Origin of the sequence: Curtobacterium sp. MCLR17_051 (genome assembly GCF_003234395.1) — a bacterium.
Lineage (GTDB): Bacteria > Actinomycetota > Actinomycetes > Actinomycetales > Microbacteriaceae > Curtobacterium > Curtobacterium flaccumfaciens.
Genome location: NZ_QKTA01000006.1, coordinates 13,495 through 29,803 on the forward strand (window position 1 = coordinate 13,495; position 16,309 = coordinate 29,803).

The window sequence follows — 16,309 nt, forward strand, 5'->3', positions numbered from 1 at the left end:
GGTTGACTGATCGGCATGACTGACCTGAACAGCAAGCCCGAGTTCGACGCCCCCGAGGGCCCCGCCCCCACCGAGCTCGTCATCACCGACATCGTCGAGGGTTCCGGCGAGGAAGCGTCCGCCGGATCCACCGTCAAGGTCCACTACGCCGGCGTCGAGTACGAGACCGGCGAGGAGTTCGACAGCTCCTGGAACCGCGGCGAGCCCATCGACTTCCCGCTCGCGGCCCTGGTGCGCGGCTGGCAGGAGGGCATCCCCGGCATGAAGGTCGGCGGACGCCGCAAGCTCGTCGTCCCGCCGGAGCTCGCCTACGGCCCCGCCGGTGGTGGCCACTTCCTGTCCGGCAAGACCCTCATCTTCGTGATCGACCTGCTCGGGGTCCGCTGATGCAGGTCGGTGCCCCGACGATCGAGCTGAACGACGGCCACCGGTTCCCGGAGCTCGGCCTCGGCACCTACGGCCTGAACGGCGACGAGGGCGCTGCGGCGGTCGGCACCGCGATCGCGAGCGGCTACCGGCTGCTCGACACGGCGCTGAACTACGGCAACGAGGACGCCGTCGGCAAGGCCGTCCGTGAGTCCGAGGTGGCGCGCGAGGACCTCGTCGTCACGTCGAAGCTGCCCGGGCGGCACCACGGCTACGACGAGGCGCACCGCTCGATCGACGAGACCCTCGGCAACCTGGGGCTCGACCACGTCGACCTGTACCTGATCCACTGGCCGAACCCGTCGGTGGACAAGTTCGTCGACACCTGGAAGGCGTTCGTCGACCTCCGCGACAGCGGCAAGGTCCGCTCGATCGGCGTCTCGAACTTCACGCCCGAGCACCTGCGCCGGATCGTCGACGCCACCGGGGTCGCCCCGGCCGTCAACCAGGTGGAGCTGCACCCGTACTTCCCCCAGGCGGAACTGCGGAAGGTGCACCAGGAGCTCGGCATCGTGACCGAGAGCTGGAGCCCGCTCGCGAAGCGGTCGGAACTGCTCACCGAGCAGCCGATCGTCGATGCCGCCGCGGCGCACGGGGTGGCCCCCGGCCAGGTCGTGCTGCGCTGGCACGTCCAGCTCGGTGCCGTGCCGGTGCCGAAGTCGGGCGACGCCGCCCGCCAGAAGGAGAACCTCGACGTCTTCGGCTTCGAGCTGACCGACGACGAGGTGCAGGCGATCTCCGCGCTCGAGCGCGGTCGTCTGTGGGACGGCGACCCGGACACGCACGAAGAGATGTGACTCCGACGCGACCCTTCGGGGACAGCGGGGCTCCCGGTGGGCAGTACACTGGTTCCCCCTCTTCCCGAAGGGTTGCGTGTGTCCGAACCGACCGAGATCGACCGTGAACGCGGCTACGTCGACGGCCTCTTCCGTCGTCTCGACGAGCTGACCGCCGAGGCCGAACAGCGCCTCGCCGAGACCCGCCGACAGGCGGTCGGCGGGAACCACCAGAGCCGCAGCGAGCGCGACGCGTACGCGCGGCTCTACGAGGACACCGTCGCGACGCTCGAGCGGGTGGGGGACCGTCTGGTCTTCGGCCGGCTCGAGGTCGCCGAGCCCGACAACCCAGACGACACCTTCCGGTACATCGGCCGTGTGGGGCTGCGCGACGCCGAGCACCGGCCGCTGCTGCTCGACTGGCGCGTCCCCGGTGCGAGCGCCTTCTACCAGGCCACCGCAGCGCACCCAATGGGCATGCGCTCCCGCCGGCACCTGTCGCTGCAGGGCCGTCGCGTGGTCGGCGTCGAGGACGAGGTGTTCGACGCCTCGCTCTACGACGACGAGCGCACCCACCTGCAGGGCGAAGGGGCGCTGCTCGCCGCGGTGACCGCCGAGCGTACCGGCCGGATGACCGACATCGTCGCGACGATCCAGGGCGAGCAGGACCGCATCATCCGCTCCCCGCTCGAGGGCGTGCTCATCGTGCAGGGCGGCCCCGGTACCGGCAAGACCGCCGTGGCGCTGCACCGCGCGGCGTACCTGCTCTACTCCTACCGCGAGCGGCTGCGGGGCTCCGGCGTGCTCATGGTCGGCCCGTCCCCGGCGTTCCTGACCTACATCGAGCAGGTGCTCCCGTCGCTCGGCGAGACCGGTGTCGTGATGGCGTCGCTCGGCTCGCTCTACCCGGGCGTGCACGCGACGACGCACGACACCCGCGACGTCGCCGCCGTGAAGGGCGCCGCGCAGATGGCGTCCCTGCTGCGCCGGGCCGTGCGCTCGCGCCAGGTCGTGCCGACCGAGTCGGTCACGCTCGACATCGAGGGCGAGCGGCTCGTCGTGCCGCCGCAGCTCGTCGCCGACGCCATGAAGCGTGCGCAGGACCGCGGCAAGCCGCACAACGCCGCCCGCGTCACGTTCAACAAGACCGCCCTCGACGCGATGACCCGCCTGCTCGCCGAGCAGCTGCGGGAGCGTGGTACCACGGTGGACGAGGCCGACGAGAAGGTCCTGCGCGAGGACATCCGGAGTTCGTACGACGCCCGTGTGCTGCTCAACACCGCGTGGTTGCCGCTGCCGCCCGAGAAGTTCCTCGAGGACCTCTACGCCCGGCCGAACTGGCTCGCCTCGCTCACCCCCGACTGGACCCCGGAGCGCCGCGCCCTGCTGCAGCGCGCCCGCGGTACGGCCTGGACCGTCGAGGACGTCCCCCTGCTCGACGAGGCCGCCGAACTGCTCGGCCCGTTCGACCCGACCGGCGGCGCCGCCAAGCGCGCGGCGAAGGCCAGCCGGAACCGTGACATCGAGAACGCCCGCCAGGCCATCGAGAACATGGGCGTCGAGGGCATCGTCAGCGCCGAGCAGGTCGCCGGCTCGTTCGCCGAGGGCGGCGACCCCCGCTCCACCGCCGAGCGCGCCGCCGACGACCGCGAGTGGACCTACGGGCACATCGTCGTCGACGAGGCGCAGGAGCTCTCGCCGATGCAGTGGCGCGTGCTCGCCCGCCGCAACCCGCTGCGCTCCTTCACGATCGTCGGCGACATGGCGCAGGGTTCCTCGCCCGGTGCCGCACGCACCTGGGACGACGTCATCGGGGCGCTCGCGCGTCGCCGGCGCGGCCGTGCGCCGCAGGTGCCGCTCGACCACCGCATCGAGCAGCTCACGGTGAACTACCGCACCCCGCGCTCCATCGTCGAGGCCGCCGGGGCCTTCGCGGACAGCGCCGGCCTCACGGTCACCCGCAACGAGGCCGTTCGAGACGGTGACCCCGTCGAGCGCGTCCGCGTCGCCCGGGCCGACCTGCTCGACACCGTCGTGGCCGTTGCCGACGCCGAGCGTGCCCGGATCGGATCCGGCACCATCGGCGTCATCGTCCCCGAGGCCCAGGTCGACACGGTCCGGCAGCGGCTCGCCCGCACCGAGGCGGACGTCCGGGGCCTCGCCTCGCCGAACGCCGGCTCGCTCACGGTGCTGACGGGTGCGGACGCCAAGGGTCTGGAGTTCGACGGCGTGCTGCTCGTCGACCCGGACGGCGTGGGTGCCGACGCCGCCCGAGCCGCCGCCGCGGTGTACGTCGCGATGACGCGTCCGACACGTCGCCTGACGGTCATCGACGTCGACTGACGGTCGTGCGTGTGTCCCCGCGCCCTTCGTGCGCAGGAACGGTCGGGTCCGTCGGTCCCACGCGACCGTTCCGGCGCACGATCGGTGGGCGGTGGCGTCCCCGCGGGGCGGACGGGAGGCCCGGTGCGGGCCCGCCACGGGCCTCCCGGATCAGGTCGGGTCGCCCTCGGACCGCACCCGCGCGACCAGATCGGCCCACGGACCGTCGAGGCGGCGTCCCGGGATCGTCACGGTGGTGCGCTCGACGGTGATCGTCCAGCTGAAGTCGTCGGGGACGGGCGCAGCCGTCGGTGCCGGGGTACGCCGCAGCGCGTCCACGACGTCGGACCACGCCGTGGGGTCGCTGCTCGTGTCGGTGTCGACCCGCCAGCGCCGTGTGGTGCCGGCGAAGCCCCCGGAGCGGCGGACCTCGATGCGCATGGCCCCGACGGTACGCCCGGGTGGCCTGCTCAGTCGAGCACGCCCACCTGCTGCCAGGCCTGACGGACCGCGGTCTGCTCGGCGGAACCGTCCCCGAACCGCCGCCCGGCCGCGTCGACGGTGACGGCGGCGAACCCCGCGAAGTCGATCGAGGCGGTCACCTCGGCCGACGTCAGGGCGTCCCACCAGACGGCGCCGGCACCCAGCCACGCGGGGCCGCCGATGGCCGTGGCCGCCAGGAAGAACGCGTGGTTCGGGATGCCGGAGTTCGTGTGGACCCCGCCGGCGTCGTCCGTGGTGTCGACGAAACCGGCCATGGTCGCCGGCTGCGGGTCCTTCCCGAGCACCGGGTCGTCGTACGCGGTGCCGGGGGCCCGCATCGACCGGAGCGCGTCGCCCTGCACGGCGTCGGTGAACAGCCCCTCGCCGATGAGCCAGCTCGCCTGCTCCGCCGTCTGCCCCGCCGCGTACTGGGCGACCAGGGAGCCGAAGACGTCGCTGATCGACTCGTTGAGGGCACCCGACTGGCCCTGGTAGGTCAGGTCGGCGGTGTACTGCGTGACGCCGTGCGCGAGCTCGTGGCCGATGACGTCGAGCGCGACGGTGAAGCGGCGGAACACCTCGTCGTCGCCGTCGCCGAACACCATCCGGTTGCCGTCCCAGTAGGCGTTGTCGTAGTCCTGGCCGTAGTGCACGGTCGCGTCGAGGGGGAGTCCGGCGCCGTCGATCGACACCCGGTCGAACACCTCGAGCCAGAAGGCGTGCGTGGCGCCGAGGCCCGCGTACGCCTCGTCGACCGCGGCGTCACCGGAGTCGGCGTCGCCCTCGCGCCGGACGACGGTGCCGGGCAGCGTCGTGGTGCCGTGCGCGTCGGTGATCGTCCGCTGCGGGGAGCGGTCGACGGCGCCGCTGACGCTGCGCGGTGCGACCAGGTGCGCGTGCTTCGGCGCCTGCACGGCGTCGAGCGAGGCCAGTGCGGTGCGTGCCGCCGAGGCCGCCCGGGGGAACGCATCGGCGTCGGCGACGGCGCGGAGCAGGTAGGGCGGGACGACGGAGCGGATGCGGTCGGTCGCGGTCATGTGCACATGCAACCACCGGGCACCGACACGGCCCTGCGCGGGCCGTATAGCGGCGTCGTCAGTCGCGCTTGCGGTGCTCGACGAGGGCCAGCGCGTACGACTCCCACCACTGGCCGGCCGCGGGGCCGCCGTTGCAGGTGCCGTCGCTGAGCCCCGGCGTCTTCACCCAGAGCAGGGCGTCGAGCCGGGTGCTGCCGCCGGTGACGTGCGGCTCCTGGCCGAGGCCAGCGCCCTCGGGGTTGCACCAGGTGCCCCGCCACCCCTGCCCGTTGCGGGAGACGTCGATGACGAAGTGCGGGTCGCCGCCGATCGCGTCGGCGAGCTCGTCGGCGTACGCGCGCTCCTGGTCGACCCGGTAGAAGTTCGACACGTTCGTGAAGAAGCCCTGCACCTCGTCGACGCCGGCCTGCCGCAGCCAGTCGGCCATGGTGGCGGTCGGCACACGGTTCTCGTTGCCGCCGTCCAGGTACACGGTGAGCCCGTGGCCGGTCAGGGCGTCGACGGCCTTCCGCAGCAGGGGCAGGCGTTCGTCGCGCAGCCGCTCGCAGTTCTGGATCTGGGCGATCGAGTCGGGTTCGACGAGCACGACCGCGTGCGAACCGGCCATCGCCCGGACGGCGGACCGGACCCACGGCAGGTAGGCGTCGTCCTCGGTGCCGCCCTTCGAGTAGCTGCCGCAGTCACGGTCCGGGATGTTGTAGAGGACGAACACGGGGGTGCCACCGCGTTGCTCGGCCGTGCTGACCACCGACCGGATCGTGGAGCGGGTCTCGGCCCGCGAGGTGTTCGTCAGCCACGTCGCGATCGGCTGGTCGGCGATCACCGCGATCTGCTCGGCGGTCTGGGTGTCACCGTCGGCACGGGCCTGGCGCTCGCGGAGGCCGGCCTGGTTCACGGCGGTCGGCTGGCGCGCGAGCCCGCCCGGGAACGCCTCGGCCGCGGACTTCCGCTCGGCGACGCTGCGGCCGCTCGGGGTACGGTCACCGTCCGGCTGGCCGCCGTTCCACGGGCCGACGACCACGAGGGTCGTGACGACCGCGGCGACGACGACGGCCGCAGCGGCGATCCACCCCCACTGCCGCAGGCCGCCGGTGCGGTTGCGGCGTGGGGTGCTGGGTGCCTCGTGCTCCGGCATGCTGCGGTGCTCCTGATCTGACCGTGCGGTGTCGGTGGTGCGGGCACCGATCGCGCCCGGACCCATGCTGACAGGTGCGGGGGAGTCCTGACCAGCGCCGATCCGCGATCGCCCAGGTGTCGTACCGACGGCTGACAGGAGCGCTCCAGCGACCGCGCAGGACCGTGCAGCACACTGTGCTGATGTTCCGTCGACTCCTCCTCCTCGCCCTGACCGCGGGCTACGCCTGGGTGATCTGGCGGATGACGCTGACCCCGCAGGTCTTCACCTCGGCCCAGAACTCCCTCGTGCTGCACGCGATCGCCTGGGTGCAGCAGCTGCCGCACGGTGCCTGGTTCACGTACGAGCGCACCGAGTTCCTCGCCAACATCGCGATGTTCGTGCCCGTGGGGATGCTCGCGGCGCTGTGGTTGCCCCGGCGCTGGTGGATCCTCGGCGCGCTCGTCGCGGTCGCGCTGTCGACCGGCATCGAGTTCGCGCAGGCCACCTACCTGCCGTACCGCGTCGCGGACCCGCGCGACGTGCTGTCGAACGGCCTCGGCGGACTGCTCGGCGCGACGCTGGTCGGACTCGTCCGCAGCCTGCTGCCGGAGCGTCGTCGCCGGCGCCGTCTGCACCCCAGGACCGCCTAGGACTCTGGTAGTCTTGTGCGGTTGCCGTCGAACGGCCGCGGACAAAGAGCGCTCGTGCATCAGGTACGGGCACCGCGCAACGGACAGGAAGGGGATCACCATGGCACTTGACGCACAGGTCAAGCAGGAGATCATCGAAGAGTACGCGACCCACCCGGGCGACACCGGATCCCCCGAGGTCCAGGTCGCCGTTCTGACGCGTCGTATCAACGACCTGAACGAGCACCTCAAGGAGCACAAGCACGACCACCACTCGCGTCGTGGCCTGCTCCTCATGGTCGGTCAGCGTCGCCGTCTCCTCGGCTACCTCTCCGACGTCGACATCGCCCGCTACCGTACGCTCATCGAGCGCCTCGGCCTGCGTCGCTAGTCGACCGAAACACGCTTGACCGAACGCCCCGGTCCTCTTCGAGAGGACCGGGGCGTTCTTCGTTCCCGGGGCGTTCGACGCTCGGCGGGGGCCCCGCTCCGACCGCGCTCCGTCCTCGGTCGGTCGCGAGGTCGGTCACGACACGTCGCCCGCGCTCGTGCGGCGGTCACGACTCGTCGGCCACAACGGTCCCAGTCGACACTTCGTGACCGCTCCGCAGTCAGCGCGCGGGGAGTCGTGACCGATCGGCACGCTGTTCGATGGCGGGAATGGTTGCGAGGGCAACCCGGTTGGATGCTATGTTCATGCAAACGCATCGAAAGTCGGGAAGCATCATGACCACCATCGCCGTCGTCTCCGCCGGACTCTCCGAGCCCAGCTCCACCCGCCTGCTCGCCGACCGTCTCGGGGAGGCCGCCGTCACGTCGCTCGTCGCCGAGGGCACCCCGGCACACGTCGTGCACGTCGAACTCCGGCCGCTCGCGCACGAGATCACCGACGCGATGCTCACCGGCTTCGCGGCCCCGGCACTCTCGGCAGCGATGGCCGCCGTGGTCGAGGCCGACGCCGTCGTGTTCGTCACGCCGATCTTCACCGCGGGCGTCAGCGGACTGGCGAAGTCGTTCCTGGACGTGCTCGACAAGGACTCGATGGCCGACATGCCCGTCCTGCTCGGGGCCACCGGCGGGACCTCGCGGCACTCCCTCGCGATCGACCACGCCCTCCGGCCGGTCTTCGCGTACCTGCGTGCCGCGATCGTGCCCACCGGGGTCTTCGCCGCGACCGACGACTGGGGGACCGACGGTGACGCCGCCGCCCTGGACGGTCGCATCCGCCGGGCCGGAGCCGACCTGGCCTGGGCGATCCGGGCCTCCAGGCGGGCCCCGCAGGAAGCCGACGCGCTCCCCGCGACGCCGGACTTCGCGAGCCTGCTCGGCGGCCTCGGTCACTGACCGCCGGCCGGCCCCTGGCTCAGTACCAGTGCGGGTTGACGCTCATCTCGTGGCCCCACGCCCCGCAGGGTGATCCGTAGGCGCTCTTGATGTACGCGAGCCCCCAGTCGATCTGCGTGTTCGCGTTGGTGCGCCAGTCGGCTCCGGCGACCGCCATCTTCTCGGCCGGCAGCGACTGCGGGATGCCGTAGGCGCCGCTCGAGGCGTTCAGGGCGTTCGCCCGCCACCCGGACTCCTGCGTCCAGAGCGACACCAGGCACGAGAACTGGTCGGAGCCCCACCCGTACGACCCGAGCGCGCTCCGTGCGTAGGCCTGTGCGGCCGCGGGGTCCACGGCGACGCCCCCGGTGCTCGGGTAGGACGAGCCGGTGCCGCCGCTCGTCGCGCCGCCGCTGGAAGCGCTGCTGCCGGCGTTCGCCGCGGCCGCGTTCGCCGCCGCCTCGGCCGCAGCCGCTGCGGCCCGCTTGCGCTGCTGCTCCGCCTTCTGCGCGGCGACCCTCTGGCCGAGTTCGTACCCGGCCTCCTGCTTCGCGGTGCTGTCCTTGAGCGACGCGAGCTGCGCGTACAGCTCGTCGCTGTGCTGCTCCGTCGACTCGACGGCGGCGTCCGCCGCCTGTTCCGCCGACTTCGCCGCGGCCGAGCGCTCCTCGGCCGCCTGCGCGCGCGTCGCGCGTTCCGTCTCGGCCCGCTCGGCCTGCTCGTGCAGCGACGACGCCGTGCCGGCCGCGACGGACGCGTCGTCCATGACGCCGGCCCAGGTCTCCGACAGCTGGTCGAGGGCGCCGAGCTGGTAGAGCAGCTGGTCCGGGTTCTTCGCGGTCGCGATGCGGGTGGTCATCTGGTTCGCGCTGCCGTCGCGGTACAGGTTCGCGGCCAGTTGGCCGGCCCGCTGCTGGGCCCGGTCCGCCGTCTCGCTCGCGTGCTGCGCCTGGGCCTGGAGGCTCGTGGCGGCCTGGGTGGCCGACGCCAACTCCGACTCGGCCGCGTCCGCCTTCGACGAGGCCACCAGGGCGGCCTGCGACTTCGCGGCTGCTTCGTCCTGCGCGGACTGCAGCGCCGCCTGCACCTTCTGCACCTCGGCGCGCTTCGCTGTCTCGTTGCCCTTGGCGCGCTGGACGTCCTGCCAGGTGGGGTACTCGGTGGCGTTCGCGGGGGCAGCGGTCAGGGCCGGGGCGACGAGCGCGCCGACGACCACGGCGGCCGCGACGAGCACGCCCCGCGAGGGGGTGAGGCGCATGTCGGCAGGCTACCGATGTTCACCAGGAGTCCAGCGAGCCGCGCCGCCGACAGCCTGAGGACTGGTAAAGTCCATCGTGTCCGAGGACTCATTCCCCGGACGTCACACACAACACTGCGCAGGCCGGGCACGGAGCTGGTCATCGGTGGTGGCTCGCGGGCCGGAACGGTTTCCCGAGTGCTTCTACTGCTGGCCAGACATGCGTCCGGAACGATCGGCGCGCACGCACCATCGAGTGCCGTCGCCACGGCCTGCCGGAAACACATCAAGGAGGCGCCCTTTTGGAGGGTCCCGAGATCAAGTTCGCCGAAGCCGTCATCGACAACGGCAAGTACGGCAAGCGCACCGTCCGGTTCGAGACCGGTCGGCTCGCACAGCAGGCCCAGGGCGCGGTCGCCGCGTACCTGGACGAGGAAACGATGCTCCTCTCGGCCACCAGTGCCGGCAAGCACCCGCGTGAGGGCTTCGACTTCTTCCCGCTGACCGTCGACGTCGAGGAGCGTTCCTACGCCGCCGGCAAGATCCCCGGTTCGTTCTTCCGTCGTGAAGGCCGTCCGTCGACCGAGGCCATCCTCGTCTGCCGCCTGATCGACCGGCCGCTGCGTCCGTCGTTCGTCGACGGCCTCCGCAACGAGGTGCAGATCGTCATCACCGTCCTGAGCATCGCTCCGGACGAGTTCTACGACGCGCTGGCGATCAACGCCGCGTCCGCGTCGACGCAGATCTCCGGTCTGCCGTTCTCCGGCCCGATCGCCGGTGTGCGCCTCGCGCTCATCGGCGACCAGTGGGTCGCGTTCCCGAAGGCCTCGCAGCTCGCCGACGCCGTGTTCGACCTGACCGTCGCCGGTCGTGTCGTCACGGACGAGGCCGGCAACGAGGACGTCGCGATCATGATGGTCGAGGCGGAAGCCACCGAGCACGCCTGGGACCTCATCCAGGGCGGCGCCACCAAGCCCGACGAGGCCATCGTCGCCCAGGGCCTCGAGGCGGCCAAGCCGTTCCTCAAGTCCCTCGTCGACGCGCAGGCCAAGCTCGCCGCGCAGTCGGCCAAGGAGATCCAGGACTTCCCGGTCTTCCCGCCGTACGCGCCCGAGGTCTACTCGGCCGTCGAGGCCCTCGCGCTCTCCGAGCTCGGTGACGTCTACAAGATCGCCGCCAAGACCGAGCGTCAGGACGCCGACGACGCGCTCAAGTCGCGCGTCAAGGCTGCCATCGCCGAGCAGGTCACCGCGGGCTCGCTGCCCGAGGTCGCCAACTCGCAGGTCGGTGCCGCGTACAAGTCGGTCACGAAGAAGGTCGTCCGCGGCCGCATCCTGACCGAGCAGATCCGCATGGACGGCCGCGGCCTCGCCGACATCCGTCCGCTCGACGCCGAGGTCGCCGTGATCCCGCGCGTCCACGGTTCGGCGATCTTCCAGCGCGGCGAGACGCAGATCCTCGGCGTCACCACGCTGAACATGCTCAAGATGGAGCAGCAGATCGACTCGCTGTCGCCCGTCACGAAGAAGCGCTACCTGCACCACTACAACTTCCCGCCCTACTCGACCGGTGAGACCGGCCGCGTGGGTTCGCCGAAGCGTCGCGAGATCGGGCACGGCTTCCTCGCCGAGCGCGCCCTCGTGCCGGTGCTGCCGTCGCGTGACGAGTTCCCGTACGCCATCCGTCAGGTCTCCGAGGCGCTCAGCTCCAACGGCTCGACCTCGATGGGTTCCGTCTGCGCCTCGACCCTGTCGCTGCTCAACGCCGGTGTGCCCCTCAAGGCCCCGGTCGCCGGCATCGCGATGGGCCTCGTGTCCGACACCGTCGACGGCCAGACCCGCTACGCGGCCCTGACCGACATCCTCGGTGCGGAAGACGCCCTCGGCGACATGGACTTCAAGGTCGCCGGTACCTCGGAGTTCGTCACCGCGATCCAGCTCGACACCAAGCTCGACGGCATCCCGTCGACGGTGCTCGACGCGGCGCTCAAGCAGGCCAAGGAGGCCCGCTCGGCCATCCTCGGTGTGCTGAACGAGGCCATCGACGCCCCCGACGAGATGGCGGACACCGCTCCTCGCGTCATCTCGGTGCAGATCCCCGTCGACAAGATCGGCGAGCTGATCGGCCCGAAGGGCAAGACGATCAACGGCATCCAGGACACCACGGGTGCCGACATCTCGATCGAGGACAACGGCACCGTCTACATCGGCGCCGTCGACGGTCCGTCGGCCGAGGCCGCTCGTGCCCAGGTCAACGCGATCGCAAACCCGACCAACCCGGAGATCGGGGACCAGTTCCTCGGCACCGTCGTGAAGATCGCCACCTTCGGCGCCTTCGTGTCGCTGCTCCCGGGCCGTGACGGTCTGCTCCACGTCTCCGAGGTCCGCAAGCTCGCCGGTGGCAAGCGTGTGGAGAACGTCGAAGACGTGCTCGGCGTCGGCCAGAAGGTCCTCGTCGAGGTCACCAAGGTGGACGACCGCGGCAAGCTGTCGCTCGCGCCGGTCGTGGCCGACGAGACCGAGGGTGACTCCACCTCGGCCGAGACGGTCCGCGCCCACGCCGAGGACCCGGCCGAGGGCTGATCCTCTCCGCGTCCTGACGCACGAACGGCCGCCGTCCCTTCCGGGGCGGCGGCCGTTCGCCGTTGCAGGGCAGGTGCCACGCGTTGGCCGCGCGTGCTTTCGCGGTCAGCGACACCTCACGGGCACGGCGCCGCGTGAACTGTCGCTGTGCGCGAACGATCGCGGCACCGTGCCACGCGTGCCGGTCAGGCCGCGGGGGTCTCCTGCGTGCCCATGAGCTGCGCGCGCCCGAGCAGGTGCCCACGGAGCATGAAGCCCACGACCGCGGGGGTCGCGTCGGCGGGGACCTCGAGCACGGGGACGTCGAGGGCGCTCAGCGTGAAGAAGTAGCGGTGCACACCGTGGCCCGCGGGCGGAGCCGCCCCGAGGAACGTGTCCGTGCCGAACTCGTTGCGGCGGCGGAGTGCCTCGGCGGGCAGCAGGGCGTCGTCGGTACCGGCGCCTGCGGGGAGCGACGTCGCCGAGCCCGGGATGTCGGTCAGGCTCCAGTGCCAGAAGCCGGAGCCGGTCGGGGCATCGGGGTCGTAGACGGTCAGGACGAAGCTCTTCGTGCCCTCGGGTGCGTCCGACCACTCGAGTGCGGGGGAGCGGTCCTCACCGCCGACGTCGGAGCCGCGTGCCGAGGTGGGCAGCTCGCCTCCGTCGGTGAAGTCGGGGCTCGTCAGGGTGAAGGACGGGACGTCGGGCAGGTTCCAGTTGGGGTCGTTGGCCATGCCCCCAGCCAACACCCGCCGGCTCGGGCTGCGCTCGGTGCGCGCGCGGGGCTGTGGGAGTTCGCACGTGACGGCCTGGAGGCGCGGTGCGGGCCCGCCACGGGCCTCCCGTCCGGCCGCGGTCGCCTCGACCGCCCCGCGAAAGCGACACATGTGCGTCGCGCGGGTGCGTCCGTGCCGCGAAGGCGACAGGACCCCGCGAACTGTTCGGGGTGATCTGTCGCTTTCGCGAAAGCGACAGCGCTGGCGACGAGCCGAGCGTCAGCCCGCGAGCACCCGGTCGACCACGCGGTTGAGCGCGGCGGTGGCGGCGATCGCGTCACCGGCGTACGCGCCGGCCATCGCACCGTCGCGCGCGAGCATGAGCTCGTCGGCGCCGTCGCCGGGCAGGGGGTGTCCGGCCTCCTGCAGCAGGGTCGCGAGTCGCTCGGTGTACCAGTCGCGGTGCACGGCGACCACCTGGCGGACCGGGTCGCGCGGGTCGTGGTACTCGGCGGCGGCGTGCAGGAACGCACAGCCGCGGAACGCCGGGTCGTTGACGTCGTCGGCCAGTGCGGCGACCCACGCGCGAACGGCCCGCTCGGGGGAGCCGGCGTCGGTGATGAGCTGCTCCATCCGCTCCTGCACGCGCTCGTGCTGGGTGCGGATGTAGGCCAGGATCAGGTTGTCCTTCGACCCGTAGTGCTTGTAGAACGTCGCCTTCGTGACGCTCGCCTCGGAGATGAGACGGTCGACGCCGACGCTGTGGATGCCCTCTTCGTAGAAGAGTCGCGTGGCGGTCTCGAGGACACGGACCTTCGCGCCGCCGGAGCGGGGAGTCGGGGGGACGCTCGACCCGTCCGGCGACGCGAGGTTCGTGCTCGGGCCGGGGAGACGCTGGACGGCCGGTTGGGGGGAATCGACCGTCACAGCGTGTACTCCTCGGACTCATCGGCTCCGCGACCGGAGTGGGGGGACTCGGTGGTCGCGCAGGACTGATGTCCCGAGCCGCCGGATCGGAACTTAGGGGGGCTTTCGATCCGGCGTGGCCAACAGTAGCACAAGGAGGACAGACAGACGAGTCGGTCTGTCCACATTTTCTGTACCCCACTTCGAGTGGCATGCGACCGAGACCGGGAAACTGGGCGGGAGGCATCGACGGATCACTAGGCTCGTCTGCGATGAACCAGCCAGTGCCACTGCCGCTCGGGGCCCCGGACACGTCGTTCCTGACGTCCGGCGGGGCCTTCGTCCGTCGCACCGTGCTGCCCTCGGGTGTCCGTGTGCTGACCGAGGCGGTGCCGGGTGCCGCGTCGACGAGCATCGGGTTCTGGGTCGGCGTCGGTTCGCGTGATGAGCGCGACGGGCAGTTCGGGTCGACGCACTTCCTCGAACACCTGCTCTTCAAGGGCACCGAGACCCGGTCGGCGCTCGACATCGCCATCGCGTTCGACTCGGTCGGCGGTGAGCACAACGCTGCGACCGCCAAGGAGTACACCTGCTACTACGCACGGGTCCGGGACACCGACGTCCCGATGGCCGTGAACGTCATCGGTGACATGGTCACCGGTTCGGTGCTCGAACCGGATGCCTTCGCCGTCGAGCGCGGGGTCATCCTCGAAGAGCTCGCGATGGCCGCCGACGACCCCGCCGACCTCGCCGGCGAGGCGTTCTTCGCCGCGGCGTTCGGCGGACACCCCCTCGGTCGTCCGATCGGCGGCACCCCGGACAGCATCCGTGCGGTCCAGCGCGACGAGGTGCTGGCCCACTACCGCGAGCACTACGCGCCGAACGGCATCGTCGTCACCGCCGCCGGTGCCGTCGACCACGACCGGTTCTGCGAGCTCGTCGCCGGCGTCTTCCACGACGCCCCGGACGCCGAGCCGCTGCCGCGCCGCACGCCCGAGACCGTGGCCGACCCGGCCGAGGCGAAGCTGACCGTGGTGCACCGCCCGACCGAGCAGGTCAGCATGCTCCGCGGCTCGCAGGGCCTCGACCTGCGTGACGACCGTCGTCCCTCGCTCAGCGTCCTGAACGCCGTGCTCGGTGGCGGCATGAGCTCGCGTCTGTTCCAAGAGGTCCGTGAGCGCCGCGGTCTGGCCTACGCGGTGTCGTCGTTCGCCCCTGCGTACCTGGACAACGGTGCCTTCGGTGTCTACGCCGGCTGCGCGCCGGACAACGTCGCCGGTGTCATCGACATCGTCGACGCCGAGTTCCGCCGGATGGTCGACCACGGCATCACCGACGACGAGCTCCGACGTGCCAAGGGCCAGATCGAGGGCGCGCTGACGCTCTCGCTCGAGGACTCCGACGCCCGCATGACCCGCCTCGGCCGCTCCGAGCTCGGCACCGGCGAGTACACCGACCTGTCGACGGCGCTCGAGCGTGTCGACGGCGTCACGACCGACGGCGTGCTCGAACTCGCGCGCGACCTGCTCACCCGGCCGACGATCACCTCGGTCGTCGGTGCCGTGCAGCAGGACGAACTCGCCGCGGCCATCGGGATCGGCAGCTGAGCACGGACATGTCGCACTACCTGTACCTCGTCCGGCACGGCGAACACCAGGACGCCGAACACGGCCTGCGGGACGGCAAGCTCTCCGAACGCGGCAAGCGTCAGGCGACCCTGATCGCGGACCGTCTCGGCGGCGTGCCCTTCGACGGCGTGTACCACTCGCCGCTCGAGGCCCCGAGCGAGACCGCCGCGTTCCTGTCGCAGCGCCTGCCGTCGATCCAGCCCGAGCCCTCGACACTGCTGTTCGACTGCATCCCCTCGGGCCCGACCCCGGACATGCCGCACGCCTACCAGGGCTGGTACGGCGGCATCACCGAAGAGGAGATCGTCGCCGGGCAGGCCCAGATGGGCGACGCCGTGTCGGAGTGGTTCACCCCGGCGCGCGAGGACCGGCACGACCTGCTGATCACCCACAACGCCGTGATCGGCTGGTTCGTGCGCGAGGCGTTCCAAGCCCCCGAGTGGCGCTGGATGGGCACGAACGTCGCCCACACCGCGCTCACGATCATCCGGATCCGTTCGGCGAAGCCCGCCGAGGTCGTCACGCTGAACGACCTGGCCCACCTGCCGGTGGAGCTGCGCACGGGTCTGCCCGTCGACCAGCCCGTCTAGCGGCTGCCCGTCCGGTCCGCGGTGGCGCGGCCGGGAGGCCCGTGGCGGCTCAGGCGATCGGCTTGCGGTACCAGGCGGTCGCGTTCGGGTTGTCGTTGAACGGCTCGACCCGCTGGTACCCGCGGCCGCGGTACATCGCGCCGGCCGCCACGAGCGAGTCGTTCGTGTCGAGGACGATGCTCGTCGCGCCGAGGTCCGCCCCGGCCCGCTCGAGCAGGTCCATCACGGCCGTCGCCACGCCAGTGCCGCGCCCGGCCGGCGCCACGAAGACGTGCTTGACCTCGAACCGGACGTCGGCGGCACCGGTCGCGTCGACCCCGTCCGCGATCCGACGGATGCCGCCGCAGCCGACCGCGACGTCGTCGTCGTACGCCACCGCGAACACCCCGTTCGGCGGCGTGAACTCGGCCGCGGGGGTGCGCTTCCGCGAGTACGTGCCCTGCGTGCTCGGGAACGTCGCCTCGCGCTCGTCCAGGTACGCGTCGAGCAGCGCGTCGACCTCGGGCAGATCGGCCGGCACGGTCCTGACCTCGACTGACATGCGTCGATCCTAGGATG

16 protein-coding genes are annotated in these 16,309 nt (G+C 71.7%); 9 read left to right on the forward strand and 7 right to left on the reverse strand.

Annotated elements, in window-relative coordinates; all coding sequences use genetic code 11:
* Positions 1-15 precede the first annotated feature (15 nt).
* The 3 genes from DEJ06_RS07100 to DEJ06_RS07110 all read left to right on the forward strand — a co-directional run bounded on the left by DEJ06_RS07100 (position 16) and on the right by DEJ06_RS07110 (position 3,545).
* Complete coding sequence (locus tag DEJ06_RS07100) at positions 16-387, forward strand: FKBP-type peptidyl-prolyl cis-trans isomerase (RefSeq protein WP_173035534.1); 372 nt, start codon at positions 16-18, stop codon at positions 385-387.
* Entirely contained in the window at positions 387-1,223 is an 837-nt protein-coding gene (locus DEJ06_RS07105; protein WP_027464743.1) for an aldo/keto reductase, read from the forward strand. The genes DEJ06_RS07100 and DEJ06_RS07105 overlap by 1 nt, the downstream gene beginning before the upstream one ends.
* Before the next feature lie 78 nt (positions 1,224-1,301).
* Positions 1,302-3,545 (forward strand): ATP-binding domain-containing protein, encoded by a 2,244-nt coding sequence (locus DEJ06_RS07110; RefSeq protein WP_241660464.1) that lies wholly within the window; start codon positions 1,302-1,304, stop codon positions 3,543-3,545.
* A 150-nt stretch (positions 3,546-3,695) separates the two neighbouring features.
* On the opposite strand, the gene DEJ06_RS07115 is transcribed toward DEJ06_RS07110, so the two are convergent.
* From DEJ06_RS07115 to DEJ06_RS07125, 3 genes are read right to left on the reverse strand one after another with little or no spacing between them, the layout of a single operon-like run.
* Positions 3,696-3,965 (reverse strand): protealysin inhibitor emfourin, encoded by a 270-nt coding sequence (locus DEJ06_RS07115; RefSeq protein ID WP_071405582.1) that lies wholly within the window; start codon positions 3,963-3,965, stop codon positions 3,696-3,698.
* 29 nt (positions 3,966-3,994) lie between these two features.
* Positions 3,995-5,044 carry a M4 family metallopeptidase gene (locus DEJ06_RS07120; protein ID WP_111038863.1) on the reverse strand — a complete coding sequence of 350 codons (1,050 nt, stop codon included), beginning with the start codon at positions 5,042-5,044 and terminating at the stop codon, positions 3,995-3,997.
* Positions 5,045-5,102: 58 nt separating this feature from the next.
* On the reverse strand, positions 5,103-6,179 hold the full coding sequence (locus DEJ06_RS07125) for a glycoside hydrolase family 6 protein (protein ID WP_146245002.1): 1,077 nt from the start codon (positions 6,177-6,179) through the stop codon (positions 5,103-5,105).
* A 182-nt stretch (positions 6,180-6,361) separates the two neighbouring features.
* Between DEJ06_RS07125 and DEJ06_RS07130 the strand changes: the two genes are divergently transcribed.
* The 3 genes from DEJ06_RS07130 to DEJ06_RS07140 all read left to right on the forward strand — a co-directional run bounded on the left by DEJ06_RS07130 (position 6,362) and on the right by DEJ06_RS07140 (position 8,134).
* The gene (locus tag DEJ06_RS07130) at positions 6,362-6,811 is read left to right on the forward strand and encodes a VanZ family protein (protein ID WP_084741173.1); all 450 of its coding nucleotides are present in this window, start codon (positions 6,362-6,364) and stop codon (positions 6,809-6,811) included.
* A 100-nt stretch (positions 6,812-6,911) separates the two neighbouring features.
* A complete protein-coding gene (gene rpsO / locus DEJ06_RS07135; protein ID WP_017885935.1) occupies positions 6,912-7,181 on the forward strand; it encodes a 30S ribosomal protein S15 in 270 nt (89 codons plus the stop codon).
* A 335-nt stretch (positions 7,182-7,516) separates the two neighbouring features.
* On the forward strand, positions 7,517-8,134 hold the full coding sequence (locus DEJ06_RS07140; RefSeq protein WP_111038865.1) for a CE1759 family FMN reductase: 618 nt from the start codon (positions 7,517-7,519) through the stop codon (positions 8,132-8,134).
* Positions 8,135-8,153: 19 nt separating this feature from the next.
* Here the strand turns inward: DEJ06_RS07140 and DEJ06_RS07145 are convergent, their stop codons facing one another.
* Entirely contained in the window at positions 8,154-9,371 is a 1,218-nt protein-coding gene (locus DEJ06_RS07145) for a hypothetical protein (protein WP_111038866.1), read from the reverse strand.
* Positions 9,372-9,652: 281 nt separating this feature from the next.
* On the opposite strand from DEJ06_RS07145, the gene DEJ06_RS07150 reads away from it, so the two are divergent.
* Positions 9,653-11,932 (forward strand): polyribonucleotide nucleotidyltransferase, encoded by a 2,280-nt coding sequence (locus tag DEJ06_RS07150; protein ID WP_110864729.1) that lies wholly within the window; start codon positions 9,653-9,655, stop codon positions 11,930-11,932.
* Positions 11,933-12,117: 185 nt separating this feature from the next.
* Here the strand turns inward: DEJ06_RS07150 and DEJ06_RS07155 are convergent, their stop codons facing one another.
* On the reverse strand, positions 12,118-12,645 hold the full coding sequence (locus tag DEJ06_RS07155; RefSeq protein ID WP_111033188.1) for a YbhB/YbcL family Raf kinase inhibitor-like protein: 528 nt from the start codon (positions 12,643-12,645) through the stop codon (positions 12,118-12,120).
* 261 nt (positions 12,646-12,906) lie between these two features.
* Positions 12,907-13,554: a TetR/AcrR family transcriptional regulator gene (locus tag DEJ06_RS07160; protein ID WP_071405592.1), complete on the reverse strand. Its 648-nt coding sequence runs from the start codon at positions 13,552-13,554 to the stop codon at positions 12,907-12,909.
* Positions 13,555-13,805: 251 nt separating this feature from the next.
* Here DEJ06_RS07160 and DEJ06_RS07165 point away from each other — a divergent pair, with 251 nt between their 5' ends.
* Positions 13,806-15,140, forward strand: a complete 1,335-nt coding sequence (locus DEJ06_RS07165; protein WP_111038867.1) for a pitrilysin family protein — start codon at positions 13,806-13,808, stop codon at positions 15,138-15,140.
* A gap of 8 nt (positions 15,141-15,148) precedes the next feature.
* A complete protein-coding gene (locus DEJ06_RS07170) occupies positions 15,149-15,751 on the forward strand; it encodes a histidine phosphatase family protein (protein ID WP_027464756.1) in 603 nt (200 codons plus the stop codon).
* Between the two features lie 49 nt (positions 15,752-15,800).
* On the opposite strand, the gene DEJ06_RS07175 is transcribed toward DEJ06_RS07170, so the two are convergent.
* Positions 15,801-16,292 carry a GNAT family N-acetyltransferase gene (locus DEJ06_RS07175; protein WP_111038868.1) on the reverse strand — a complete coding sequence of 164 codons (492 nt, stop codon included), beginning with the start codon at positions 16,290-16,292 and terminating at the stop codon, positions 15,801-15,803.
* Positions 16,293-16,309 lie beyond the last annotated feature (17 nt).